Here is a 25,349-nt window from a genome sequence, read left to right as displayed (position 1 = left end):
ACGGGAGGACGAGTAACGGTGGCAGTCGAACAGGGGGCCCTGCCCGCCGAGGCACGGGAGAAGCACGCCGACCTGGCCGAGCAGGTCGAGCAGCACCGCTTCCGGTACTACGTGAAGGACCAGCCGGTCATCAGCGACGGCGAGTTCGACAAGCTCCTCCGCTCCCTGGAGGCGCTGGAGGAGGAGTACCCCGAGCTGCGCACGCCGGACTCGCCGACCCAGAAGGTCGCGGGGCAGTACGAGACGGAGTTCACCTCCGTCGAGCACCGGGAGCGCATGCTCTCCCTGGACAACGCCTTCGACGACCTGGAGCTCGCCGCCTGGGCCGAGCGCACCGCCCGTGACGTCGGCACGCCCGACTACCACCTGCTGTGCGAGCTGAAGGTCGACGGCCTCGCGGTCAACCTGACGTACGAGCGCGGCAGGCTGACCCGGGCCGCCACCCGCGGCGACGGCCGGGCCGGTGAGGACATCACGCCCAACGTCCGTACGATCGCCGACATCCCGGAGCGTCTGCACGGGGACCGCGTCCCGGCCCTCGTGGAGATCCGGGGCGAGGTCTACTTCCCGATGGAGGCCTTCGAAGGGCTGAACGCGCGTCTCGTGGAGGCCGGCGACAAGCCCTTCGCCAACCCGCGCAACGCGGCGGCCGGTTCGCTCCGGCAGAAGGATCCGAAGGTCACCGCGACCCGCCCGCTCCGCATGGTCGTCCACGGCATCGGCGCCCGTGAGGGCTTCGACATCGACCGCCTCAGCCAGGCGTACGAGCTGCTGCGCGAGTGGGGCATGCCGACCGCCCGGCACAACCGGGTCGTCGCCTCGCTCGACGAGGTACGGGAGTTCATCGCGTACTTCGGCGAGAACCGTCACTCCGTGGAGCACGAGATCGACGGGGTCGTCGTCAAGCTGGACGAGATCCCGCTCCAGGGCCGGCTGGGCTCCACCGCGCGCGCCCCGCGCTGGGCGATCGCGTGGAAGTACGCGCCCGAGGAGGTCAACACCAAGCTGGTCGACATCAAGGTCGGTGTCGGCCGGACGGGCCGGGTCACTCCGTACGCCCAGGTGGAGCCGGTCACGGTCGCCGGTTCCGAGGTCGAGTTCGCCACCCTCCACAACCAGGAGGTGGTGAAGGCCAAGGGTGTGCTGATCGGTGACACGGTCGTGCTGCGCAAGGCCGGTGACGTGATCCCGGAGATCCTCGGCCCCGTCGCCGACCTCCGGGACGGCAGCGAGCGGGAGTTCGTGATGCCCGCCGAGTGCCCCGAGTGCGGCACGCCGCTGCGGGCCATGAAGGAGGGCGACATCGATCTGCGCTGCCCCAACGCGCGGACCTGCCCCGCCCAACTGCGTGAACGTCTCTTCTATCTGGCGGGCCGTGAGTGCCTGGACATCGAGAACTTCGGCGCGGTGGCCGCGGCCGCGCTGACCCGGCCCCTGGAGCCGACCGAGCCCCCGGTGGTCGACGAGGGCGATCTCTTCGACCTCACCATCGAGCGGCTCCTGCCGATCAAGGCGTACGTCCTCGACCCGGACAGCGGGCTGCCGAAGCGGGACCCGAAGACCGGGGAGGAGAAGGTCGTCACGGTCTTCGCCAACCAGAAGGGCGAGCCGAAGAAGAACGCGCTTGCCATGCTGGCCAACATCGAGGCCGCCAAGAGCCGCCCGCTCGCCCGGTTCATCAACGGCCTCTCCATCCGGCACGTGGGGCCCGTGGCCGCCCAGGCGCTGGCCCGCGAGTTCCGCTCCCTCGACCGCATCGAGCAGGCGAGCCAGGAGGAGCTGGCGGCGGTCGACGGGGTCGGCGGGATCATCGCCACGGCGGTGAAGGACTGGTTCTCCGAGGACTGGCACCGCGAGATCGTGCGCAAGTGGCGTGCGGCGGGGGTGGCGTTCGAGGACGAGGGCGCCGGCGAGGACCAGGGGCCGCGCCCGCTGGAGGGGCTGACCGTCGTCGTCACCGGCACGCTGCAGAACTTCACCAGGGATGGCGCAAAAGAGTCGCTGCAGAGCCGCGGAGCGAAGGTGACCGGTTCCGTTTCGAAGAAGACCGACTTCGTGGTGGTGGGCGAGAACCCCGGTTCCAAGTACGACAAGGCGATGCAGCTGAAGGTTCCGGTCCTCGACGAGGCCGGCTTCGCCGTGCTGCTCGAACAAGGGCCCGAGGCCGCTCGGGAGGCGGCGGTTCCGGTCGAGGGATAGCCGGCGGGGGCCGGGGGAGCCCGCGAGGGAGCCGGGGAGACCAGCGCGCGAACATCACCCGTTCGGCGCATACCAGATCGTTACGGGTGGCCAGGTCGCATTCGGGCAAGAGATGGAGAGCGCTGCCCGTCGGAGCCCTCCGCGGCCTAGTGTTGAGACCGTGCGTCTGTCGCACACGGCCGAGTGAGGGCTCTGCCGGTCGTGGCGGCATGACAACGGCCCATCGCGTTGCAACGGCACCGCCGGCTGTGAGAGGGACGGAATGAAACCGACCGAGAGTGCCGCCGCCCCGGTCTCACGGCCGCGTGCACGCGCGGCCTTCGTGGGCATCACCTCCGGGCTTCCCGGAGCCGTGGTGGGGCTCGCCGCCGGGGCGCTCGTCACCGGGCTCTACCACGTGCTGAGCGCCGGGCACGGTCTGTTCCCCGGCGGTGCCGAGGGCTGGTCCCTCGCCGTCCTCACCGGACTCATCGTCGGACACCTGGTCGCCCTCGGCCGCGACCGCTGGTGGGGCGGGACCGGCTCGGGCGCCGCCCTCACCCTCGCCGTCCTGCTCCTCTACGGCTGGGTGCCCGCCGGACTCGTCTCCATGGCCGTCGTGCTCCTCGTCGGCGCGGCCCGCCGGCACCGCTGGCGCCAGGGCCTGCTGCACGGCGCCGTGGACGTCCTCGGCGTCGGCGCGGCGGCCCTGGTCCTCGCCGCGTTCGGAGACGTACCGACCGTCGAGCACCCCTGGCAGCCCCCCGACTGGGGGATCGCCGACGTACCGGAAGTCGTGCTCGCCGCCGGGACCTACCTCGTGGTGACCAGGCTCCTCCTGTGGTACGCCCTCTCGCCCCGCGGCGGCGGCCTGCCGACCGTCGCGCGCACCGCCCTGCTCCGCCAGGGTCTCGTCGCCGTCGCCCTGCTCGGCATCGCCCCGCTGATCTGCGTCGTCGCCGTCGCGCAGCCACTGCTGCTGCCGCTCTTCGCGGTCCCGCTCATCGCCCTCGACTCCACGCTCTGGATCGCCCGCGCCCGTGCCGAGGAGCAGCTGCGCGACCCGCTCACCGGCCTGCCGAACCGGCAGTGGCTCCTGGAGCGGGCCTGGACCGCCCTGGAGGAGGCCGAGGGAGAGGGCGCCCGCTCCGCGCTCGTCCTGATCGACCTCGACCGTTTCCGCTCGGTCAACGACACCCTCGGCCATCTCGCCGGGGACCGGCTGCTGCTCCAGATCGCCGAGCGGCTCAAGCTCGCCCTGCCGCGCGGCGCGGAGGCGGCGCGGCTCGGCGGCGACGAGTTCGCCGTCCTGCTCCCCACCGCGGACTCCACCACCAGCGCCCAGCGGGTCGCCCGCCACCTGGTCGCCGAGCTCTCCTCGCCGCTCGACCTGGACGGCCTCACCCTCGTCCTGGAGGCCAGCGCGGGCGTCGCGGTCTTCCCCGACCACGCGCTCGACGCCGAGGGGCTGCTGCGCCGGGCCGACGTCGCGATGTACCAGGCCAAGCGGGACCGTACGGGCGTCGAGGTGTACGAGTCGAAGCGCGACTCCAACACCCCCGACCGGCTCGGCCTCCTCGGCGACCTCCGCCGCGCCCTGGACGCCGGCGAGGTCGAGCTCCACTACCAGCCCAAGGTCCGCTTCGACGGGCAGGTCGCCGGCCTGGAGGCCCTGGTGCGCTGGGTGCACCCGGAGCGCGGCCGGGTCCCCCCGGACGAGTTCATCGCCATCGCCGAGTCCTCGGGCCTGATGCCCCACCTCACCGAGTACGTCCTGGAGACCGCGCTCGCGCAGGTCGCCCGGTGGCGTGCCCAGGGGTTGAACGTTCCTGTGGCCGTCAACGTCTCGCCCCGGGACGTCCACACCCCCGGCTTCGCCGGCGCGGTCGCAGCCCGGCTCGCCCGGCACGGCGTCCCGGCGGGGGCCCTGCAGCTGGAGATAACGGAGCACGTGCTCCTGGAGGACCCGCAGCGCGCCGCCGACACGATGGCCGGGCTGACCGGCCACGGCGTGAAGATGTCCCTGGACGACTTCGGCACCGGCTACTCCTCCCTCGTCCACCTCCGGCGCCTCCCGGTGAGCGAGCTGAAGATCGACCGTTCCTTCGTCGCCCGGCTCGCCGTCGACGCCGAGGACGCCGAGATCGTGCGCTGCACCCTGGACCTCGCCCACTCCCTCGGCCTGCTCGTGGTCGCCGAGGGCGTCGAGGACGACGAGACCTGGGAGCGCCTGCGGGACCTGGGCTGCGACGCCGTCCAGGGCTGGCTGGTGGCCGCCGCGATGCCCCCGGCCGAGACCACCGCCTGGCTGCTGGCCCGGGGCGAGCGCGGCTGGCGCCGACCCTCGGAGGAGGCCGCGCTGCAGGCCGCCGAGGCGGCAGCGGCCGCGGACCTCGACCAGCCCTCCGGCCAGGTGGTGCAGTAGCCGCGCGGCGGGCGGCGGTGCGCACCGTTTCACGGGCAGCGGTGCGGGCCCCATAGGATTGGGGCCAACACCATCAGACTCACCCCGTGAGGATCGCATGCCTGGCATCACGCGCGAGGAGGTCGCCCACCTCGCACGGCTGGCGCGTCTGGAGCTGAAGGGCGAAGAGCTCGATCACTTCGCCGGTCAGCTCGACGACATCATCGGCGCGGTCGCCCGCGTCTCCGAGGTCGCCGACCAAGACGTACCGCCGACCTCCCACCCGCTGCCGCTGACGAACGTCATGCGCGCGGACGAGGTCCGTCCGTCGCTCACCCCCGAGCAGGCGCTCTCCGGCGCCCCGGCCCAGGAGCAGCAGCGTTTCAAGGTGCCGCAGATCCTGGGGGAGGACTAATCACATGACGGACAGCACCATCATCAAGCTCACGGCCGCCGAGATCGCCGGGAAGATCGCCTCCGGCGAGCTGACCGCCGTCCAGGTGACCGAGGCCCACCTCGCCCGGATCGAGGCCGTCGACGAGAAGGTCCACGCCTTCCTGCACGTCGACCGCGAGGGCGCCCTCGCCCAGGCCCGCGCCGTGGACGAGAAGCGCGCCAAGGGCGAGAAGCTCGGCCCGCTGGCCGGCGTCCCGCTGGCGCTCAAGGACATCTTCACCACCGCCGGCGTGCCGACGACCGTCGGTTCGAAGATCCTCGAAGGCTGGATCCCGCCGTACGACGCGACCCTGGTGAAGAACCTCAAGGCCGCCGACGTCGTCATCCTCGGCAAGACCAACATGGACGAGTTCGCCATGGGGTCCTCCACCGAGAACAGCGCGTACGGCCCCACCGGCAACCCCTGGGACCTCACCCGGATCCCCGGCGGCTCCGGCGGTGGCTCCTCCGCCGCGCTCGCCGCGTACGAGGCGCCCCTGGCCATCGGCACGGACACCGGCGGCTCGATCCGCCAGCCCGCCGCCGTCACCGGCACCGTCGGCGTCAAGCCGACCTACGGCGGGGTCTCCCGCTTCGGCATGGTGGCCTTCTCCTCCTCCCTCGACCAGGGCGGCCCCTGCGCCCGTACGGTCCTGGACGCGGCCCTGCTGCACGAGGCGATCGCCGGGCACGACCCGCTGGACTCGACCTCCATCGACGCCCCGGTCCCGCCGGTCGTCGAGGCCGCGCGCAACGGCTCCGTGGCCGGCATGCGCGTCGGTGTCGTCAAGCAGTTCCGCGGCGAGGGCTACCAGGCCGGTGTCGTGCAGCGCTTCGACGAGTCCGTCGAGCTCCTCAGGGAGCTGGGCGCCGAGATCGTCGAGCTGGACTGCCCGACCTTCGACCTCGCCCTTTCGGCGTACTACCTGATCGCGCCGTCGGAGTGCTCCTCCAACCTGGCCCGCTTCGACGCCATGCGCTACGGCCTGCGGGTCGGCGACGACGGCACGAAGTCGGCCGAGGACGTCACCGCCCTCACCCGTGAGGCCGGCTTCGGCGACGAGGTCAAGCGCCGCATCATCCTCGGTACGTACGCGCTGAGCTCCGGCTACTACGACGCGTACTACGGCTCGGCGCAGAAGGTCCGCACGCTCATCACCCGCGAGTTCGAGCAGGCCTTCGAGCAGGTGGACGTGATCGTCTCCCCGACGACCCCGACCACCGCCTTCCCCATCGGCGAGCGCGCCGACGACCCGATGGCCATGTACCTCGCGGACCTGTGCACCATCCCGACCAACCTGGCGGGCAACGCCGCCATGTCGCTGCCCTGCGGCCTCGCGCCGGAGGACGGCCTGCCGGTCGGCCTGCAGATCATCGCCCCCGCCATGAAGGACGACCGGCTGTACAAGGTCGGCGCCGCCGTCGAGGCCGCCTTCGTGGAAAAGTGGGGTCACCCACTGCTTGAGGAGGCTCCGTCGCTGTGAGTGCCATGGCAAAGAAGGCCAAGAACTTCAAGAAGTCGAAGACCGGCGTCTACGTCTCGCTGGCGACCACCGCGTTCGGTGCCATCAGCGTCGCGAAGCAGGCCAAGATGGCCCGCAACGACAACGACATGCTGCGGCTGATCGACTCCGCCGTGTCCGCCGCCGCCATCGTTACCGGCCTGGCGATCCTCTACCGGGAGCTGAAGCGCCTGGGCGACGACGACGTCCTGCTGGGCTGAGAGGGAAAGTCTCACTGTGACCGTCACTGAACTGCTGTCGTACGACGCGGCGCTCGCTGCGTACGACCCCGTCATGGGCCTGGAGGTCCATGTCGAGCTCGGCACGAAGACCAAGATGTTCTGCGGCTGCTCGACCGAGCTGGGCGCCGAGCCCAACTCGCAGACCTGCCCCACCTGTCTCGGCCTGCCCGGCTCGCTCCCGGTCGTCAACGCGATCGGCGTCGAGTCGGCCGTCAAGATCGGCCTCGCGCTGAACTGCGAGATCGCCGAGTGGTGCCGCTTCGCCCGGAAGAACTACTTCTACCCGGACATGCCGAAGAACTTCCAGACCTCGCAGTACGACGAGCCGATCGCCTTCAACGGCTATCTGGACGTCCAGCTGGAGGACGGGGAGATCTTCCGCGTGGAGATCGAGCGCGCCCACATGGAGGAGGACACCGGCAAGTCGACGCACATCGGCGGCGCGACGGGCCGGATCCACGGCGCCTCGCACTCGCTGCTCGACTACAACCGCGCGGGCATCCCGCTCATCGAGATCGTCACCAAGCCGATCGAGGGTGCGGGCGAGCGGGCCCCCGAGGTCGCCAAGGCGTACGTCGCCGAGCTGCGCGAGCTGATCCGCGCGCTGGGCGTCTCCGAGGCGCGCATGGACAAGGGCCAGATGCGCTGCGACGTGAACCTGTCGCTGCGCCCCAACGGCACCACGGTCTTCGGCACCCGCTCGGAGACGAAGAACGTCAACTCGCTCCGCTCCGTGGAGCGCGCGGCGCGCTTCGAGATCCAGCGCCACGCGGCCGTGCTCTCCTCCGGTGGCACGATCGTGCAGGAGACCCGTCACTTCCACGAGGACGACGGCTCCACCACGTCCGGCCGTATCAAGGACAACGCCGAGGACTACCGGTACTTCCCGGAGCCCGACCTCGTCCCCGTCGCCCCGGCCCGCGCGTGGGTCGAGGAGCTGCGCGCCGCTCTGCCCGAGCTGCCGCGCGTGCGCCGCAACCGGCTCCGTGAGGAGTGGGGCGTCTCCGAGCACGACATGCAGTCGATCCTCAACGCGGGCGCGGTCGACCTGATCGTCGCGACGACGGACGCCGGTGCTCCGGCGGACCAGGCCCGCAAGTGGTGGATGGGCGAGCTGGCCCGCTCCGCCAACGAGTCGGGCACGGCCCTGGACGAGCTGCCGATCACCCCGGCGCAGGTCGCCCGGGTGACCGAGCTCGTGGCCTCCGGCGACCTCACCGACAAGCTGGCCCGTCAGGTCATCGAGGGCGTGCTGGCCGGCGAGGGCGGCCCGGACGAGGTCGTCGAGAAGCGCGGCCTGAAGGTCGTCTCCGACGAGGGCGCGCTCGGCACGGCGGTCGACGAGGCCATCGCGGCCAACGCCGGCATCGCCGACAAGATCCGCGGCGGCAAGGTCGCGGCGGTCGGCGCCCTGGTCGGCGCGGTCATGAAGGCCACCCGCGGCCAGGCGGACGCGGCGCGCGTGAAGGACCTGATCCTGGAGAAGCTGGGCGTCAGCGAGGGCTGACCGTCCGGTTCCGTACGCGTACGAGGGCGGCGCCCCGGGTCTTCCACGGCCCGGGGAGCCGCCCTCTCGCGTTTCGCGTGTCCGGCGTGATGGGCCCGGGCGGTCGGCCGGGCGGCCGGCCCGGCGGTCACAGGCTCCTGAAGAGGTCGTCGAGCGGGGCCGGGGTTCGGTCGGGGGAGAGGGCCTCGACGAGGAGGCGGCCGTAACGGATTTTGCGGCCCTTCTTCGTGCCGAGGAAGCGCCGCAGCTGCTGGTGCCGGGTCCGGCCGTGCTGGGCGGGCTGGCGCAGGAACGTCTGCCAGGCGCGCAGGTCGTCGTCCTCGGCCCGCACGATCTGCTCGGCCCGCTCCGTGCCCAGCGTGCGGAGGAGTTCGTCCTCCAGGTCCGCCACGCACACGAAGACGCCGTCGCGCGGCGCTCCGGCCCGGTCCAGGCCGCGGTCGTAGTACGGCGCCTCGCGCTCGTCGCACAGTCCCGTCAGGCGCAGCCCGAGCCCGGGCGGACCCAGAAGGCCCGCGTAGCGGCCCACGTTCATCGCCCCGCCCATCGCGACCACGGACACGCCCTCGGCGGCCAGGTCCCGGCCGCGCCGGGCGGCCAGCGTCTCCACGGCCGCGAGGTCGCTCGGCCCCTCCAGCAGCACCGCCGTCCGCAGCCCCAGTTGCGCGGCCAGTTCCCGCGCCGGCCCGCCGTCACCGCCCGCCGCCCAGTCACCGACCGCGTCCCGGAACGCCCACATGTCCGCCATGGACCGAGTCTGCACACCCGTCGGCCTGTACGGCACCGAATATTTCCGGCCTTGGACTCCTGTCGGAGGCTGTTGGACGTTCACCGCCCGGTCCGCGTCGGGTCTTCCGCGCGTCATCCGGCCTCACTACCGTCCCCGGAGTACCACCCAATGGCTCGAAGGCGAACCATTGGCCGTCGACTGGAGGTCGGTCTTGTCCCCCGAGAATGCCCGCATGTCCCGCCGCAGGGTCCTCGCGCTGGGCGGAGGCGCGCTCGGCGCCGCCGCCGCAGGCTCGCTGCTCCCGCCGTCGCTCCAGGAGGCGATCGCCGCGGGACCGCCGGCCGGGGGTATGTCGGCCGTCCGCCACGTCGTGATCCTGATGCAGGAGAACCGTTCCTTCGATCACTACTTCGGCACCCTCCGCGGTGTCCGCGGCTTCGGCGACCGCAACGCGATCCAACTCCCCTCCGGCACACCCGTGTTCGAGCAGCCTGCCGCCCTCGGTCGGACGGTCCTGCCGTTCCCGATCCGCGGCGCCGCCGAGACGCAGAAGAAGGACCTCCAGTACATCGGCGACCTCGACCACTCCTGGAGCGGCGGCGCCAAGGCCTGGCACGACGGCTGGATGGACGGCTGGGTCTCCGCGAAGACCGCGGCGACGATGGCGTACTACGACCGCCGGGACATCCCGTTGCACTACGAACTCGCCGACACCTTCACCATCTGCGACGCCTACCACTCGTCCACCCACACCTCGACGAGCCCCAACCGCAACCACCTCTGGTCCGGCTGGACCGGCTACGAGGCCGACGGCAGCCGCGCCGTCACCAACGCCGCGTACGCCGAGGGCACCCATCCCGGCTACCCCTGGCCCACCTACGCCGAGCGCCTCGAAGCGGCCGGGCGGAGCTGGAAGACGTACACCGAGTGGGAGAACTTCACCGACAACAACATCGAGTTCTTCACCTCGTTCAAGAAGATCGCCCGCAAGGCCCTCGCCGCCACCGGCGGGCACACCTTCATGGAGTCCTTCTACGCCGCCGTGCGCGACACGGAGGACCCGAGCGAGCGGGCCAGGCTCCTCGCCGCCCTGGAGGACGGCGTCGCCACGCTCACCGCCGCCGAGCGCTCGCTCTTCGAGCGCGGTCTGCGCCGTGTCGAGACCGGGAAGCTCGCCGACACCTTCCGCGCCGACGTGGCCGCCGGGACGCTCCCGGAGGTCTCGTACCTCGTCCCGTCCGCGATCGACTCCGAGCACCCCGGTTCCTCCTCGCCGATCGCCTCGGCCTCGCTCGTCTACAAGGTGCTCGACGCCCTCGGCTCACACCCGGACGTCTGGCGCCACACCGTCGTCCTGATCAACTACGACGAGAACGACGGCTTCTTCGACCACGTGCCGCCGCCCGTCCCGCCGGCCGACGACACGGACGAGCGCTGGAAGGGCCTGCCCACCGGTCTCGGCATCCGCGTCCCGCTGCTCGTCGTCTCGCCCTGGTCGGTGGGCGGCTACGTCTGCTCCGAGACCTTCGACCACACCTCCGTGATCCGGTTCCTGGAGCGGCTCACCGGTATCGAGGAACCCAACATCACCCCGTGGCGGCGGGCCGTCACAGGCGACCTGACCTCCGCCTTCGACTTCCGGCGCGCGCACCGGCAGCCCGCCGTCGAGGAGCCCGGCCCGATCCCGCCGTTCTCCGGCCGCTGGCGGCCGCAGCCCCCGGCCGTCCAGCAGATGCCGGTCCAGGAGCCGGGCACCCGCCCGGCCCGCCCGCTGCCGTACCAGCCGGACGCCCAGGCGCGCGTCGGCGCCGGCGCGATCACCGTCGGCCTGAAGAACAGCGGAAAGGCCTCCGCGCACTTCGCGCTGTACCCGTACGCGGGCGAGTTCGCCGTCCCCCAGCACCGGGACGTCAGGGGCGAGGCGCAGTGGGCCGTGCCCCTCACGCGTGATCACTACCGATTCACGATCACCGGCCCGAACGGCTTCCGCCGCGAGTTCGAGGGACCTGCCACGGGCGGCGCCGACCTCGCCTCGCACATCGACCATCATGACCGTGACCTGCACCTCACCGTACGGAACACGGGCACCGCGCCGGTCTCCTTCACCGTCCGCCCGCTCGGCTACGTGGACCGCGACGACCTGCGCGACTGGACCCGTACCGTCACCGTGAAGCCCGGCCGGAGCCGCACCCTCGTCCACTCGGCGGCCGACGCGCACGGCTGGTACGACGTCGAGGTGACCGCTCCCGGCGGCTTCCGCCGGCGGCTCATGGGGCACATCGAGAACGGGCGGGCGAGCGTCTCCGGCTGACCCGCCCGACGCCTCCCCCGGGCGGCACGCGCGGGAGCCCGGGACCAACGGCCCGAGCTTCCGCGCACCCCTGTGAGTAACGACACGAAAGGGACAAAGAATCTCTTAAGGCTGCAACAGTGGCCTTATCCAGGTCATGCGTTCTTTGCGGGCTGTTCCCCGGTAAAGATCCACGAACCACCAGGGAGCACGTCCTTTGGCAGCCATCGCACGGTGGTGCATCAAGCACCGCCTCGTCGCCGTCCTGCTCTGGCTCATCGCCCTCGGCGGAGCCGTCGCCGGAGCATCGGCAGCGGGCTCGGCCTACTCCAACGACTACGAGGTCCCCGGCACCGAGTCGGGTCGTGCCACCGCCCTCCTCGAGAAGGGCTTCCCCGGCGCCGGCGGCGACAGCAACACGATCGTCTGGCACACCGACCAGGGCAGCGTCCGCGCCACCGGTGTCGAGCAGCGCATGACCGAGGTGCTCGACGAGGTCGCCGAACTGCCCGGCATCGCCTCCGTGACCTCCCCGTACGCCGACGGCCCGGCCTCCCAGGCGCAGATCAGCGAGGACGGGCGGACCGCCTACGCCCCCGTGATCTTCGACGCGCAGGCCGACGACATCCCGAAGGCGCAGGCCCAGGCCCTGGTCGACACGGCCCGCGGGGCCGCCTCCGACCACCTCCAGGTCGAGCTCGGCGGCAGCGCCGTCGCCCTCACCGAAGCCTCCGGCGGCCATGTCGCCGAGGCCGTCGGCGTCGTCGTCGCGGCCGTCGTCCTCTTCCTCGCCTTCGGCTCGCTCGCCGCCTCCGCGCTCCCCATCGCCACCGCGCTCGTCAGCGTCGGCATCGCGTACTCCGGGATCGTGCTCCTCGGCCACGTCATGACCGTCGCCGACTTCGCCCCGATGCTGGGCATGCTCATCGGCCTCGGCGTCGGCATCGACTACGCGCTCTTCATCGTCACGCGCCACCGCAAGGGGCTCAAACGCGGGCTGTCGGTCCCCGAATCCGCGCAGATCGCGGTGGCGACCACCGGCCGGGCCGTCGTCTTCGCCGGCGCGACCGTCTGCATCGCCCTCCTCGGCATGCTCATCCTGCGGCTCAGCTTCCTCAACGGCGTCGCCATCGCCGCCTCGCTGACCGTGGTCCTCACGGTCGCCGCCTCCGTCACCCTGCTGCCCGCGCTGCTCTCCCTCATCGGGATGCGGGCGCTCTCCCGCCGCGAGCGCCGGCACCTCGCCGAGCACGGGCCGCAGCCCGAGCTTCCGACCGGCTTCGCCGCGCGCTGGTCCGCCTTCGTCGAGCGCCACCCCAAGCTGCTCGGCGCGGTCGCCGCCGTCGTCATGCTGGTCCTGGCCCTGCCGACCTTCTCCCTCCACCTCGGCACCTCCGACCAGGGCAACGGCCCGGCCACGGCGACCACCCGACAGGCGTACGACCTGCTGGCCGACGGCTTCGGGCCGGGCGTCAACGGGCCGCTCACCCTCGTCGCCGAGATCGACGGCGCCGACGACCGTGTCGCGATGGGCGAGCTGCCGGCCGAGCTGGCGCACACCCGCGGTGTCGACTCCGTCTCCCCGGTCGTCTACAACAGCGGCGGTGACACCGCCGTCCTGACCGTCGTACCGGACTCCTCACCGCAGTCGAAGTCCACGAGCGACCTCGTCGACCGGCTGCGCGCGGACGTGCTCCCGGCGGCCGAGCAGGGCACCTCGCTCGATGTCCACGTCGGTGGCGTCACCGCCTCCTACGACGACTTCGCCGAGATCATCGTCGGCAAGCTGCCGCTCTTCGTGGGCGTCGTCATCGCGCTCGGCTGTCTGCTGCTCCTGGTCGCCTTCCGGTCCCTCGGCATCCCGCTGAAGGCCGCGCTGATGAACGTCGCCGCCGTCGCCTCCGCCTTCGGCATCGTCGTCGCGGTCTTCCAGTGGGGCTGGGGGAGCGAGCTACTCGGCCTCGGCAGCGCGGGCCCGATCGAACCCTTCCTGCCGGTCATCATGGTGTCGGTGCTCTTCGGGCTCTCCATGGACTACCAGGTCTTCCTGGTCAGCCGGATGTACGAGGAGTGGCTGGAGACCGGCGACAACCGGCGCGCGGTCCGGGTCGGGCTCGCCGAGACCAGCCGCGTGATCAACTCCGCGGCGGTCATCATGATCTCCGTCTTCCTCGCCTTCGTCCTCTCCGGCGACCGGGTCGTCGCGATGTTCGGCATCGCGCTCGCCGCGGCCGTGGCTCTGGACGCCTTCGTCCTGCGGACCCTCCTCGTACCGGCGCTCATGCACATGCTCGGCGGGGCGAACTGGTGGCTGCCCCGCTGGCTCGACCGCCGGCTGCCCCGGATCAGCATCGAACCGCCGGAGTCCCGCGCCGCCGCCGACGCCCGTGCGAAGATCCCCGCACAGCGTGTGACGGTCTGGACTGCGGAGGACGACAACAGTGTTCGCGATATCGCTGGGTGACGACGGCGCCGAACTGAGGCCGCTGGAGCCCTCGTACGCCGAGGAGTTCCTCACCCACATGGACCGGGGACGGGAGTACGTCGGGGAGCACATCGCCCTCGCCGACGTGGTCGCGGACCTCGACTCGGCCCGCTCCTTCCTCCAGGCGTACGCCGAGAAGGCCGCGAACGACGCGGGCCGGATCTACGGCATCTGGAGCGAGGGCACCCTCGTCGGCGGTGTGCTCTTCCGCGCGATGGACGTGAACCAGGGAACGGCCGAGGCCGGCTGCTGGCTGGAGCCGTCGGCCGTCGGCAGGGGCCTGGTCACCCGGGCCGCGCGGACGATCATCGACTGGGCGATCGGCGAACGCTCCATCCACCGCGTCGAGTGGCTGGTCTCCTCGAAGAACGAGAGCAGCATCGCGGTGGCCCGACGGCTCGGGATGACGCGGGACGGCGTCCTGCGCGAGAGCTACGCGTACCGGGGCCGCCGCCTCGACATGGAGGTCTGGTCGGTGCTCGCGCCGGAGTGGAAGGTCCTCAGGGCCGAGCAGGCGGCCTGAGGGCTCGCCCATGGCTCTTCGTTAAGACGCTTCTCATGCGCGGCACCTATCAAGACTGACGAGACGCCGGCGCCCGACGAGACGACGGAGAAGGCGGAGAAGGCCGGGACGGCGGACAAGGCCGGGAACGACGCCGGGGGCGCGGCTGTCGAGGCCGTGGAGCCCGCGGATGCCGTGGCACCCGTGAAGTCCGCGCAGGGGGAGCCGGCCGAGCTCGACGGCGTCGCGGAGCTCGACGAGTTCGACGACGACGAGGACGGCACCGAGGCGGGATCGGCCTCCGCCGAGGCCTCCGGCGACGGCGTGGGCGCGGCCGCCGCGGCCGTCGTCTCGGCCGGCCTCGGGGTCGCCGCCCTGACCGGCACCTGGGTGGGCAAGGTCGTCAGCGAGCGCGAGACCCTCGTCGGGCAGATCAAGGCCCAGGGCGGCACCGCCGCCCAGCAGATCAACGAGATCTACGCCGACGCCTGGCACAGCACCGCACTTGTCAACGGCGTCTTCGCGTTCCTCGCCCTCGTCGTCGCCGTGCTCGTCCTGGTCCGCCCGCAGCGGCCCGGCTGGGTCCGTGCCGTGGCCCTCGCCGGCGCCGTCCTGGGCGCGGTCGGCCTCTTCCTGTCGGCGGGGATGTACTTCGACCTGTTCCTGAACCTCCCCACCGCGCCCACGCCCTAAGGCACCCTGGGGCGCTCCTAAGGCCCCCCGTACGCCGAACATGCGGCACTCGCCCGATGCGGCCGCACCCCCTGGGAGACGAGAGTCGAGGCATCGCAAGGAGCGATACCGACACCAGGGAGAACGAGATGTTCGCGTACGAACTGCACCGCATGCACCACTCCGAGCTCATCCGCGAGGCCGCCGCCCACCGCCTGTCCCGCCAGGCCGTCAAGGCGCGGCGGGCCGCGAAGGCCGAGCGGTCCGGCAGCCACGAAGCCGAGGGGCGGGTGAGCACCGAGCCCGGCCGTTTCGTCCGGGCCGCGTGAACCCCGCATGGCCCGGACGCCGGACGTCTGTGCGATGCTCGGCGCCGTGGAGACCAGGTCAGTCAGCCCCGTGTTCGTCGGCCGGGCCGGTGAACTCACCGCCCTCACCGACGCTTTCGTCCGGGCCGCCGAGGGAGAGCCCCAGGCTCTGCTCGTCGGCGGCGAGGCGGGCGTCGGCAAGACGCGGCTCATCGAGGAGTTCGTGGCCACGGCCCACGACCGTGGCGCCTTCGTCGCCGTCGGGGGCTGTGTCGAGATCGGCGCGGACGGCCTTCCGTTCGCGCCGTTCTCCACGGCCCTGCGCGCCCTGAGCCGCCGGCTCCCGGCCGAACTGGCCGAAGCCGCGGCCGGCCAGGAGGGCGAACTCGCCCGGCTCCTCCCCGAACTCGGCGACGTCGGCAGCCACGAGCCCTCCCACGAGAACTCCACCGCCCGCCTCTTCGAACTGACCGTACGGCTCCTGGAACGCCTCGCCGCCGACCGTACGCTCGTGCTCGTCCTGGAGGACCTGCACTGGGCCGACGCCTCCACCCGGCACCTCCTCGCCTATCTCCTGCGCACCCTGCGCCGCGGCAGGATCGTCGTCGTCGCCACCTACCGCTCCGACGACATCCACCGGCGCCACCCGATGCGCCCGCTCCTCGCCGAACTCGACCGGCTGCGGACCATCCGGCGGATCGAACTCGCCCGCTTCACCCGCGCCGAGGTACGCCGCCAGCTCACCGGCATCCTCGCCGCCGAACCCGACGCCGCCCTCGTCGACGGGGTCTTCGACCGCTCCGACGGCAATGCCTTCTTCGTCGAGGAGCTCGTCGTCTCCCACGAGGCCGGCTGCGCCCCCGGCTCCCTCAGCGAATCCCTGCGCGACCTGCTGCTCGTCCGGGTCGAGGCGCTCCCCGAGGACGCCCAGCGCGTCTCGCGGATCGTCGCCGAGGGCGGTTCCACCGTCGAGTACGCGCTGCTCGCCGCCGTCGCCCGGCTCTCCGAGGACGACCTCATCGAGGCGCTCAGGGCTGCCGTCGGTGCCAACATCCTGCTCGCCGTCCCGGACGGCGACGGCTACCGCTTCCGCCACTCCCTGGTCCGCGAGGCCGTCAGCGACGACCTGCTCCCCGGTGAACGCTCCCGCCTCAACCGGCGCTACGCCGAGGCCCTGGAGGCCGATCCCACCCTGGTCCGCGCCGACGAGCGCGCCACCCGGAGCGCCACCTACTGGTACCGCGCCCACGACCCCGCCAAGGCGCTGCCGGCCGTGCTCCGCGCCTCCGTCGAGGCCCGCAAGCGGTACGCCTACGCCGAGCAACTCCGTCTCCTCGAGCGGGCCATGGAGCTCTGGGACGAGGTCCCCGACGAAGTACGCCGCTCCCTGAGGCCGATGGACTACGCCGAGGCCTATCCGCCCTGCGGCTGCGACCCCGAGACCACCCCGCTGGGCTATCTCGACCTGCTCGCCGAGGCGGCGTACGCCGCCCGGCTGTGCGGAGAGCGCGAACGCGCCCTGAAGATCGGCAAGACGGCTCTGCGGCTCCTCGAAGGGGACGAGGCCGAGGAGCGCGACCCGCTGCGGTCCGCCTGGTTCTGGACCGAACGCTCCCGCATCGTCTCCGGACTCGGCCGCTCCGACGGCTGGGCCGAGATCGCCACCGCCCAGGAACTCGTCAAGGGCCTGCCCCCGTCCGGCGTGCACGCCCGCGTGCTCGTCGTGGCCGCGGGCTGGGGCATGCTCCACACACCCGGCCCCGAGAGCCTCGTCGCCGCCGAACGGGCCGTCGAGTACGCCCGGCTCGTCAAGGACGAGTCCATCGAACTCTCCGCCCGCCTCACCCTCGGCACCCTCCAGGTCAGCGCCGGCGACCGCGAGACCGGACTCGCCACCATGTACGAGGTGCGCGACCGCACCCGCGCCCTCGGCCTCCACCACGAGTCCGCCCGGGCCCACGTCAACCTCTCCCACTCCCTGGAGAACCTCGGCCGCTCCCGGGAGGCCGCCCAGGTCGCCGAGGACGGCATCCGGCTCACCCGCGACCACGGCCTGCTCGACAGCGAGGGCTGGATCCGCTCCAACCTGGCGGAGACGCAGCTCTCGCTCGGCCTCTGGTGCGAGGCGCAACGCAACTGCGAGTGGCTGGAGCGCTCCGGAACCCGGTCCAAGCCGCGCGGCGCCGTGGCGCTCCGCCTTGCCCAACTGGCCATCTCCCGCGGCGAGCCGACCGTGGCGGCCGAGCAGCTCGCCGTCGCGCGCGAGTACTTCGGCGAGGCCGACCCGATGCCCCAGTACGTCATCCCCACCCGCATGGTCGAGCTGAGCCTCGCCGCCGTCACCGGCCGGATCCAGGACGTACGGACCGTGCTCGCCGCCGCCGTCGAGGCCGGCTTTCCGCCCGGCACCCACCGCGAGGCCTGGCCGCTGCTCCTCGCCGCCGCCTCCGCGGAGGCGGACGCCCTGGGCCTGCCCGCCGCCGAGGAGGGCCGCGCCGAGACGCTCGCCCTGCTCCGGCGCTGCGCCCGGGGGATGGCGACCCCCGCACCCGTCTGGGAGGCGTACGCCCTGCACACCTCCGCGGAGCTGGACCGCGCCGAGGGCCGCCACCGGGTGGACCGCTGGGCGGAGACCGTCGCCGCCCACGAGCCGCTGGAGCGCCCCTACCTGCTGGCCCATGCCCGGCACCGCCTCGCCGACGCCCTCCTCGCCGAGGGCGGCCGGCGCGACGAGGCCGCCGCGCTGCTCCGCGAAGCCCACGCCACGGCCGTCCGGCTCGGCGCGCACCCGCTCCGGGAGGACGTCGAGCTGCTGGCCGCCCGTGCCCGCCTCCCGCTGAGCTCGCCCGACCGCGCCCCGGAACCCGAACCGGGCGACGACGCCTTCGGCCTGACCCCCCGTGAGCAGGACGTCCTGCGCCTGGTCGCCGCCGGCCACACCAACCGCCGGATCGCCGAGGAGCTCTTCATCTCCCCGAAGACGGCGAGCGTCCACGTCTCCAACATCCTGGCCAAGCTGGGGGTCTCCGGCCGAGGCGAGGCGGCCGCCCTGGCGCACCGTCTCCGCCTCCTGGAGCCCATCCCGCAGGAGGCCGCGCCGACCGCCTAGGGCTTCCCGTCCCCGTCATCGCCGTCGTCCCCGCGGTCCCCGTCCTCGTCCCCGTCGTCGCGGGTCGCCAGGGCCGGCACGCGTATCGTCACCGCGCCCGAGGCGAGGTCGATCGGCCCGCGCCCGGGGTCGGCGTCGCCCAGGTCCTCCCGGGTCAGTTCGAGCCGCTGCCGCTCGTCGGACGCGTGCTTCTGGCTCGGCGCGAACAGCTCTTCCATCAGGTGGAACATCGGGCCCCTATCCGACCTCCAGGCGGAGGATCTTGTCGTCACCGGCCTCGGGCGTGCCCCGGGTGTCGGTCTCGCTCGTCGTCAGCCAGAGCCGGCCGTCATCCGCCGCCAGGACCGTGCGCAGCCGGCCGTACTCCTCCACGAGGAACGCCTCGGGGTCCCCGGAGCGTTCCGCTCCGGACAGCGGGATCCGCCAGAGCCGCTCGCCTCTCAGGCCCGCCATCCAGATGGCGCCCTGGGCGTAGGCGATACCGCTCGGCGACGCCTCGTCCGTCTTCCACTGGGCCACCGGGTCCACGAACCCCGACACGTCCGCCGTGCCCTCGACCTTCGGCCAGCCGTAGTTCTTCCCGGCCCGGATCAGATTGAGCTCGTCCCAGGTGTTCTGGCCGAACTCGGCCGCCCACAGCCGCCCGTCCGCGTCCCAGGCCAGGCCCTGCACATTGCGGTGACCGTACGAATAGACCACCGAGCCGGGGAACGGATTGCCGGGCGCCGGCTTCCCCTCCGGCGTCATCCGAAGGATCTTGCCGCCCAGCGACTCCACGTCCTGCGCGAGCCCCGTCTCGCCGCGCTCGCCCGTGCCCGCGTACAGCAATCCGTCCGGGCCGAAGGCGATCCGCCCGCCGTTGTGCACGTTCCCCTTCGGGATGCCCGCGAGGACCACCTCGGGCGCACCGAGCCGGTCCGACGCCCCGCCTCCGTACGGCATGCGGACGATGCGGTTGTCGGACTCCGCCGTGACGTACGCGTACACGTGGCCGTCCCGCACGGCGAGTCCGAGCAGACCGCCCTCACCGCCGGGCACCACCCCCGGCACCTCTCCGACCGGCGTCTTTCTTCCCGTCTCCGCGTCGACCCGGGTGATCGTGCGCTCGTCACGCGAGGCGACGAGGAGATCACCGTCCGGCAGGGCGGCCACGCCCCACGGCGACTCCAGATCCTCGGCCAGCGTCCCGGCGACGCGCACGGAGCCCCGAGGGCCCGGCGTCCCCGACTCCGTGGCGGACACGGTCGCGGAGGGCGCTCCGGAGGGTGAAGCGGCCCCCTCCCCGTCCCCGCCCGACGCACAGCCCGCCAGCAGCCCCAGAACGGCGGCGGCCCCCACGGCTCCCACATAAGCTCGGCCCACGGTCCCGATCCCTTCGAACGGCGATCACTACCCTTGATACACCGCTCGGCCCGATCAGGTTCCCGTCTCCGTGCCCGCCCGTGATCCCGGCCCTCAGTCCCACGATCCGCGCGGCCCCGGAAGGCCCGCGATCTCCGCGAGATCCCCGGCCGTGAGCACCAGCTCCGCCGCCCGCGCGTTCTCCACCGCCCAGCACTCCCGTTTCGTCCCCGGGATCGGCACCACGTGCGGCCCCTGGGCCAGCGTCCACGCCAGCGCCACCTGCGCGGGAGTGACGTCCTCCCCGTGCCGCGCCGCCACCCGCCGCAGCCCCGCCACCAGCGGCTGGTTCGCGGCCATCATCTCGGCGGTGAACCGGGGATGCCTGGCCCGCGGATCATCCGGCTCGAAGCCACCGCCCGGCGTCAGCGTCCCGGTCAGGAACCCGTTCCCCAGCGGCATCGCGGCCAGGAATCCCACACCCCGCGCCTCGCACCACGGCAGAAGCCGCTCCAGCGCCTCCGGGGACCACACCGACAGCTCCGCCTCCACCGCGCTCACCGGGAAGACCTGCTGGATCCGTTCCAACTGCCGGATCGTTTCCTCGTGCATGTGCGCCCCGCCACGGCGCGCCGCCCGCGCCCCGACCGCGCAGAACCCGAGCGCCCGCACCTTGCCGGCCGACACCAGCTCGGCCATCGCGCCCCAGGTCTCCTCGACCGGGACCTCCGGGTCCGCTCGGTGCAGCTGGTAGAGGTCGATCACGTCCGTCTGCAGCCGCCGCAGCGAGGCGTCGCAGGCCCGCCGTACGTACCCGGGCCGGCCGTTGGCCACGATGTGCTGGTCGCCCACGAGCAGGCCGCACTTCGTCGACACGAAGGCCTCCGCCCTGCGTTCCTTCAAGGACCGTCCCACGAGCAGCTCGTTGGTGAACGGGCCGTACATGTCGGCGGTGTCGAGCAGGCTCACCCCGGCGTCGAGCGCCGCGTGCACCGTTCGCAGCGAGCGGTCACCGCGCCGCTGCGAGGCGCTGTAGGCCCAGTTCATCGGCATACAGCCCAGGCCGACCGCGCCCACGTCGAGCGCCGCCGCCCCGATAGTCCTGCGCTCCACCTGCCGGTACCCCTCCCTGTGCCGCCCCCAAAGTAACCAATGGCGAGCGGGATTCTTCGCATAGCCTCCCGGTCATGACACTCGATGAGACGGCCGCCGACGTGTGGCTTCCGATTCCCGCGGACGAGATCGACGGACTTCCCGACCCGGGCGCGTCGGGGTTCAACTACCTTCTCTGGGACGGCGGTCGCGACTTCCCCGCCGATCCGGCGCGCTGCGCGTTCTACGTCGTCCCGTACATGAAGGGCTCGGAGGTCGCCGTCCGGCCGCTCGCCGCGATGACCTCGGTGCGCGCCGTGCAGACGCTCTCGGCGGGCACGGACCATGTGACGCCCGGCCTCGGTTCGCTGGCCCCGGGCGTCGAGCTGTGCAACGCGAAGGGCGTCCACGAGGCCAGCACCGCCGAGCTGACGCTCGCCCTGATCCTCGCCTCGCTGCGCGGGATCCCCGGCTTCGTCAGGGGCCAGGACAAGGAGGAGTGGCGGGACGGCTTCTATCCGGCCCTCGCCGACAAGTCCGTCCTCATCGTGGGGTACGGGTCGATCGGCGCCGCCATCGAGGACCGGCTCGTGCCCTTCGAGTGCGCGCGGGTGGTGCGCGTCGCGCGCTCCGCACGCACCACGGAGCGCGGTCCCGTCCATCCCCTCTCGGAACTGCCCGCCCTCCTACCGCAGGCGGACGTGGTCGTGCTCTCCACCCCGCTCACGCCCGCGACCAGGCACCTTGCCGACGCGGGGTTCCTCGCCCGGATGAAGGACGGCGCCCTTCTGGTGAACGTGGCCCGCGGCCCCGTCGTCGACACCGCCGCGCTGCTCAAGGAGGTCGAGAGCGGGCGGATCACCGCCGCGCTCGACGTCACCGATCCCGAACCGCTGCCGCCGGGCCACCCGTTGTGGCACGCTCCCGGTGTTCTGGTGAGTCCCCATGTCGGCGGCTCCACTTCGGCGTTCATGCCCCGCGCCAAGCGGCTGATCGCCGCCCAGCTCACCCGGTTCGCGGCGGGGGAGGGGCTGGCGAACGTGGTCCTGACCACCTGAGCCGAGCGGTCGTGCAGCGCGCCCCCTCAGTGCGCCTGTCGCGAACCCCGGGGCCGTCACGCAGAGTACAGCAACCCTGTCCCTGAGTGACGGTCCTGGTGTATCGTCCCGGAGCGGGGGGCTGCGTCGAGTACGAGCTGACGCCGGGGAGCGACGTGACGGGTCATCAGATTCCGAGGGGGGCGACGGGTGATGTACGGCCGATGGACCGACGATCCGACGCGGCGGGGCCGCCGTCCACGACCCTCGCACGCGACGACGGCGCGGGGCCGCCCCGCCCGGGCGCCTGCCTCCACACGCCGGCCGGCGGAGCCGGCCTTCCCGTCCAGGTCGACCGCCGCACCGCCGAGCCGGACGTCCCGGACCCGGGCGACGCGGCGGCCCGGGGTCCCGGAGCCCTGGACCGCGGCGCGGACGCCCTGGACCCACTCGCCTCGCCCCCGGCCGCCTCAGGCCCCGCCCCGGCGGCCCCAGGCCTCTCGGTGGCCGCCCCGGACTCCGTCGAGGTCGGTTCAGGCTCCGCCGCGGGCGCCGCGCGTCCCCGCGCCGGTCGCCTCACCGCACCCCCGCGTCCCGGTGCGCACGAAGGCCCGGGGGCAGCGATGAGCGCGCCCGGCGCGCTCATCGAGCGCGGCCGCGTCGCGGGCCCCGCCGTCGCCCCCGGACCGGGCGAGCGCCGACGCGGCCCCATCCGCTCCGGGTCCCCGGTGGTCCTGACCCAGATTCTCCTCGGCCTGGTCTGCGGGGGATACGCGACGGGTGCCGCCCTCGGCTGGGGGTCCGAGCAACTGGCCCTGATCATGGGCGACTTCGGACTCAGCGTCGCCGCCCTCGCCGCGGGCGTCTCCTGCTTCCTCTACGCCCGCGTCCACGAGAGCCGCTCCCGCCCCGCCTGGCTGCTCTTCGCCTTCTCCTCGGCGATGGCCGCCGCGGGGAACGCCGTCTGGGGGTGGTACGAAGTCGTGCTCCACAGGGAAGTGCCCAGCCCCTCCGTCGCGGACGTCTTCTTCCTGCTCTTCGCGCCGCCCGCCATCGTCGGCCTGCTCGTGCTCGCCAAGAAGCCCGTCACCCGGGCCGGCTGGGTCTGCCTCGCTCTCGACGCCTGGCTCATCGGCGGCTCCCTGCTCACCCTCTCCTGGAGCCTCGCCCTCGCGCACACCGCCCACTTCGAGGGCGAGAGCGTCGCACGGGCCGCGCTCACCCTGGCGTACCCGCTGCTGGACATCGTCCTCGTCAGCATGGTCCTCGCCCTCCACTTCCGCCGCTCGCACGCGAACCGCTCCGCGACAAACACGGCCATCGCCGCCCTCGCCCTGACCGTCCTGTGCGACGCCCTGTTCACCTCGCCGCTGCTCCGCGAGAACTACACCTCCGGCCAGCTGCTCGACGCGGGCTGGTTCGCCGGTTCGCTGCTCCTCGCGTACGCCCCCTGGGGAGCGCGCCGGACGCCCGAGGGCGTTCCCTCCCCGCGCGGCCAGCGCCAGCACAGCCGCCCCGTCGCCGGGTCGCTGGCCGCCCTCACCCCGTATCTCGCCGCGGCGGTCTGCACGCTCGGCATCCTGTACAACGTCGTCGAGGGACGCAGAGTGGACCGCGTGGTCGTCCTCACCGGCTGCACGGTCGTGCTCGCCCTGGTCGTCCGGCAGGGCATCATGCTCCTCGACAACATCGCCCTCACCCACGAACTGGCCCAGAAGGAGAACCACTTCAGGTCCCTGGTGCAGGGCTCCAGCGACGTCATCATGATCGCCGCGCCCACCGGCATACTCCGTTACGTCAGCCCCGCCGCCTCAGGGGTCTACGGACGGGAGGCCGAGGACCTGATCGGCTCCGAGCTGGCCTCGCTCATCCATCCCGAGGACCTCGGCGCAGTCGTTCACGAGGTCCGCCGCTTCCTGGCGGCTTCTCCTTCGGAGGAGCCGACCACACGGATCGAGTGCCGCTTCCGCTCCGGTCGCGGCGACTGGCTCAACGTCGAGTCCACCGTCAACCGTCACCAGGGCGGGCTGATCTTCAACAGCCGGGACGTCACCGAACGGGTCCGCCTCCAGGCGCAGCTCCAGCACAACGCCGAGCACGACCCGCTCACCGACCTGCCCAACCGGGCGCTGTTCACCCGGCGCGTCCGCAAGGCGCTCGCCGGCCGGCGCTCCTCCGACCCCGGCACCGCCGTGCTCTTCATCGACCTCGACGGCTTCAAGGCGGTCAACGACCGGCTCGGCCACCAGGCGGGCGACGAACTGCTCGTCCAGGCCGCGCGCCGCCTCCAGGACTCCGTACGGGCCGGGGACACCGCCGCGCGGCTCGGCGGCGACGAGTTCGCCGCGCTCATCCTGGGCGACGGCACACGCGACCGCTCCGCCCGCGAGTACCAGGTCCACGAGATCGCCGACCGGCTGCGCCTCACCCTGTCCCAGCCGTACCAGGTCGAGGGCGGGAACGAGGTGCGGGTCGCCGCCTCCATCGGCGTCGCGTTCGCCGAACCCGGCATCGGCGCCGGGGACCTGCTGCGCAACGCCGACCTGGCCATGTACCGGGCCAAGGCGGCCGGCAAGGACCGCGTCGAGATGTACGCCCCGCAGATGCAGGCCGAGATCGTCCGCAGGACCGAACTGGCCACGCGGCTGCGCACCGCCCTGGACGGCGGAGAGTTCGCCCTGCTCCACCAGCCGGTGGTGGACCTCGCCACCGGCCGGATCACCGCCGTCGCCGCCCAGGCGCGCTGGCGCTCCGCCCAGGGGGTGCTGTTCACCCCGGCAGAGTTCCTGCGGGTCGCCGAGGACGGCGAGCGGGTCGCCCAGCTCGGCCGCTGGCTCCTGGAGCAGGCCGTCGAGCACGCCGCCGAGCGGGCCGCGCTGGGCCACCGCACCCCGGTCTCCGTCCGGCTCTCCGCCCGCCGCCTGCTCGACCGCTCGCTGCCCCTCGCCTCCGTCGAGGCGCTCCTGACCCGGTACGAGCTCCCCTCGGGCTCCCTGATGATCGAGCTGGCCGACAGCGACCCCCGGGTCTCCTTCGACGACCTGGAGCAGCGCCTGGTCGTGCTGCGCCGGCTGGGCGTCCGGATCGCGCTCGACGGCTTCGGCAGCGGTTACGCGGCCATCAACGCACTGCGCCGCCTCCCCGTCGACGTACTGAAGCTGGACCGGGGACTCGTCGAGGGCGTGGTGGAGTCCGCCCGGCTCCGCAAGATCACCAGTGGGCTGCTCCGGATCGCCTCCGATCTCGGGCTGCAGTCCGTCGCCGACGGCGTGGACGTCCCCGAGCAGGTGCTCGCCCTGCGTGCCATGGGCTGCACCCACGGCCAGGGCATGGCGTTCTCGGGCCCGCTCGACGAGTACCGGCTGCGCCGCGCGCTCGTGCGCGAGGAGTACCCCGTCCCCGGTGGGGAGGCGGTTCCGGCCGGAAACCATCCCCCGATGCGCTCAAATAATGAGACGCCCGTCCCACCCACTTGACACTGATGGTGCGTCGGGGGGAGGGTCAGTGCCATGCGC

Annotated in this window: 18 protein-coding genes; 14 read left to right on the top strand and 4 right to left on the bottom strand. The window is 72.6% G+C overall.

Annotation, left to right across the window (positions count from 1 at the left end; translation table 11 throughout):
• The first annotated feature begins 18 nt into the window (after nt 1-18).
• The 6 genes from ligA (at nt 19) to gatB (ending at nt 8,268) form a co-directional block, all read left to right on the top strand.
• Nucleotides 19-2,199 (top strand): NAD-dependent DNA ligase LigA, encoded by a 2,181-nt coding sequence (gene ligA, locus ACZ3IJ_RS05830; protein ID WP_467466440.1) that lies wholly within the window; start codon nt 19-21, stop codon nt 2,197-2,199.
• A gap of 262 nt (nt 2,200-2,461) precedes the next feature.
• On the top strand, nt 2,462-4,603 hold the full coding sequence (locus ACZ3IJ_RS05825; protein ID WP_467466439.1) for a putative bifunctional diguanylate cyclase/phosphodiesterase: 2,142 nt from the start codon (nt 2,462-2,464) through the stop codon (nt 4,601-4,603).
• Between the two features lie 97 nt (nt 4,604-4,700).
• A complete protein-coding gene (gene gatC / locus ACZ3IJ_RS05820; RefSeq protein ID WP_015036350.1) occupies nt 4,701-4,997 on the top strand; it encodes an Asp-tRNA(Asn)/Glu-tRNA(Gln) amidotransferase subunit GatC in 297 nt (98 codons plus the stop codon).
• 4 nt (nt 4,998-5,001) lie between these two features.
• Complete coding sequence (gatA, locus tag ACZ3IJ_RS05815) at nt 5,002-6,501, top strand: Asp-tRNA(Asn)/Glu-tRNA(Gln) amidotransferase subunit GatA (protein WP_467466438.1); 1,500 nt, start codon at nt 5,002-5,004, stop codon at nt 6,499-6,501.
• Between the two features lie 5 nt (nt 6,502-6,506).
• The gene (locus ACZ3IJ_RS05810; protein WP_189513203.1) at nt 6,507-6,740 is read left to right on the top strand and encodes a hypothetical protein; all 234 of its coding nucleotides are present in this window, start codon (nt 6,507-6,509) and stop codon (nt 6,738-6,740) included.
• Nucleotides 6,741-6,756: 16 nt separating this feature from the next.
• Nucleotides 6,757-8,268, top strand: coding sequence for an Asp-tRNA(Asn)/Glu-tRNA(Gln) amidotransferase subunit GatB (gatB, locus tag ACZ3IJ_RS05805; RefSeq protein WP_467466437.1), 1,512 nt, complete (start codon nt 6,757-6,759; stop codon nt 8,266-8,268).
• Between the two features lie 127 nt (nt 8,269-8,395).
• Here the strand turns inward: gatB and ACZ3IJ_RS05800 are convergent, their stop codons facing one another.
• Nucleotides 8,396-9,016 (bottom strand): TOPRIM nucleotidyl transferase/hydrolase domain-containing protein, encoded by a 621-nt coding sequence (locus ACZ3IJ_RS05800; RefSeq protein ID WP_467466436.1) that lies wholly within the window; start codon nt 9,014-9,016, stop codon nt 8,396-8,398.
• Nucleotides 9,017-9,230: 214 nt separating this feature from the next.
• Here ACZ3IJ_RS05800 and ACZ3IJ_RS05795 point away from each other — a divergent pair, with 214 nt between their 5' ends.
• From ACZ3IJ_RS05795 to ACZ3IJ_RS05770, 6 genes are all read left to right on the top strand, one after another.
• The gene (locus tag ACZ3IJ_RS05795) at nt 9,231-11,309 is read left to right on the top strand and encodes a phosphocholine-specific phospholipase C (RefSeq protein WP_467466435.1); all 2,079 of its coding nucleotides are present in this window, start codon (nt 9,231-9,233) and stop codon (nt 11,307-11,309) included.
• 196 nt (nt 11,310-11,505) lie between these two features.
• Nucleotides 11,506-13,752, top strand: coding sequence for an MMPL family transporter (locus tag ACZ3IJ_RS05790; RefSeq protein WP_467466434.1), 2,247 nt, complete (start codon nt 11,506-11,508; stop codon nt 13,750-13,752).
• Complete coding sequence (locus tag ACZ3IJ_RS05785; protein WP_467466433.1) at nt 13,730-14,296, top strand: GNAT family N-acetyltransferase; 567 nt, start codon at nt 13,730-13,732, stop codon at nt 14,294-14,296. The genes ACZ3IJ_RS05790 and ACZ3IJ_RS05785 overlap by 23 nt, the downstream gene beginning before the upstream one ends.
• Before the next feature lie 183 nt (nt 14,297-14,479).
• The gene (locus ACZ3IJ_RS05780) at nt 14,480-14,968 is read left to right on the top strand and encodes a hypothetical protein (protein WP_467466432.1); all 489 of its coding nucleotides are present in this window, start codon (nt 14,480-14,482) and stop codon (nt 14,966-14,968) included.
• A 128-nt stretch (nt 14,969-15,096) separates the two neighbouring features.
• Nucleotides 15,097-15,276 (top strand): hypothetical protein, encoded by a 180-nt coding sequence (locus ACZ3IJ_RS05775; RefSeq protein ID WP_467466431.1) that lies wholly within the window; start codon nt 15,097-15,099, stop codon nt 15,274-15,276.
• A gap of 34 nt (nt 15,277-15,310) precedes the next feature.
• Nucleotides 15,311-18,364, top strand: coding sequence for a helix-turn-helix transcriptional regulator (locus tag ACZ3IJ_RS05770; RefSeq protein ID WP_467466939.1), 3,054 nt, complete (start codon nt 15,311-15,313; stop codon nt 18,362-18,364).
• On the opposite strand, the gene ACZ3IJ_RS05765 is transcribed toward ACZ3IJ_RS05770, so the two are convergent.
• The 3 genes from ACZ3IJ_RS05765 to ACZ3IJ_RS05755 form a co-directional block, all read right to left on the bottom strand.
• Nucleotides 18,361-18,582 carry a DUF6191 domain-containing protein gene (locus ACZ3IJ_RS05765; protein WP_467466430.1) on the bottom strand — a complete coding sequence of 74 codons (222 nt, stop codon included), beginning with the start codon at nt 18,580-18,582 and terminating at the stop codon, nt 18,361-18,363. The genes ACZ3IJ_RS05770 and ACZ3IJ_RS05765 overlap by 4 nt on opposite strands.
• A 19-nt stretch (nt 18,583-18,601) precedes the next feature.
• Nucleotides 18,602-19,726: a PQQ-dependent sugar dehydrogenase gene (locus tag ACZ3IJ_RS05760; RefSeq protein ID WP_467466428.1), complete on the bottom strand. Its 1,125-nt coding sequence runs from the start codon at nt 19,724-19,726 to the stop codon at nt 18,602-18,604.
• Between the two features lie 93 nt (nt 19,727-19,819).
• Nucleotides 19,820-20,818 (bottom strand): aldo/keto reductase, encoded by a 999-nt coding sequence (locus ACZ3IJ_RS05755; protein WP_467466427.1) that lies wholly within the window; start codon nt 20,816-20,818, stop codon nt 19,820-19,822.
• Between the two features lie 74 nt (nt 20,819-20,892).
• On the opposite strand from ACZ3IJ_RS05755, the gene ACZ3IJ_RS05750 reads away from it, so the two are divergent.
• Entirely contained in the window at nt 20,893-21,855 is a 963-nt protein-coding gene (locus ACZ3IJ_RS05750; RefSeq protein WP_467466426.1) for a 2-hydroxyacid dehydrogenase, read from the top strand.
• A gap of 602 nt (nt 21,856-22,457) precedes the next feature.
• Nucleotides 22,458-25,310 carry a putative bifunctional diguanylate cyclase/phosphodiesterase gene (locus ACZ3IJ_RS05745; protein ID WP_467466938.1) on the top strand — a complete coding sequence of 951 codons (2,853 nt, stop codon included), beginning with the start codon at nt 22,458-22,460 and terminating at the stop codon, nt 25,308-25,310.
• The last annotated feature ends 39 nt before the right edge of the window (nt 25,311-25,349 follow it).

This window comes from Streptomyces sp. NPDC013317 (assembly GCF_055563155.1).
This window is presented reverse-complemented; position numbering and strand designations above follow the sequence as displayed.

What these genes read in the sequence shown, in the direction of transcription:
- ACZ3IJ_RS05810 (WP_189513203.1), top strand. Translation starts at nt 6,507, where the DNA reads ATGGCAAAGAAGGCCAAGAACTTCAAGAAGTCGAAGACCGGCGTCTAC.
- ACZ3IJ_RS05800 (WP_467466436.1), bottom strand. Translation starts at nt 9,016, where the DNA reads ATGGCGGACATGTGGGCGTTCCGGGACGCGGTCGGTGACTGGGCGGCG.
- ACZ3IJ_RS05765 (WP_467466430.1), bottom strand. Translation starts at nt 18,582, where the DNA reads ATGGAAGAGCTGTTCGCGCCGAGCCAGAAGCACGCGTCCGACGAGCGG.
- gatC (WP_015036350.1), top strand. Translation starts at nt 4,701, where the DNA reads ATGCCTGGCATCACGCGCGAGGAGGTCGCCCACCTCGCACGGCTGGCG.
- ACZ3IJ_RS05775 (WP_467466431.1), top strand. Translation starts at nt 15,097, where the DNA reads ATGTTCGCGTACGAACTGCACCGCATGCACCACTCCGAGCTCATCCGC.
- ACZ3IJ_RS05795 (WP_467466435.1), top strand. Translation starts at nt 9,231, where the DNA reads ATGTCCCGCCGCAGGGTCCTCGCGCTGGGCGGAGGCGCGCTCGGCGCC.
- ACZ3IJ_RS05825 (WP_467466439.1), top strand. Translation starts at nt 2,462, where the DNA reads ATGAAACCGACCGAGAGTGCCGCCGCCCCGGTCTCACGGCCGCGTGCA.
- gatA (WP_467466438.1), top strand. Translation starts at nt 5,002, where the DNA reads ATGACGGACAGCACCATCATCAAGCTCACGGCCGCCGAGATCGCCGGG.
- ACZ3IJ_RS05770 (WP_467466939.1), top strand. Translation starts at nt 15,311, where the DNA reads ATGCTCGGCGCCGTGGAGACCAGGTCAGTCAGCCCCGTGTTCGTCGGC.
- ACZ3IJ_RS05750 (WP_467466426.1), top strand. Translation starts at nt 20,893, where the DNA reads ATGACACTCGATGAGACGGCCGCCGACGTGTGGCTTCCGATTCCCGCG.
- ACZ3IJ_RS05745 (WP_467466938.1), top strand. Translation starts at nt 22,458, where the DNA reads ATGAGCGCGCCCGGCGCGCTCATCGAGCGCGGCCGCGTCGCGGGCCCC.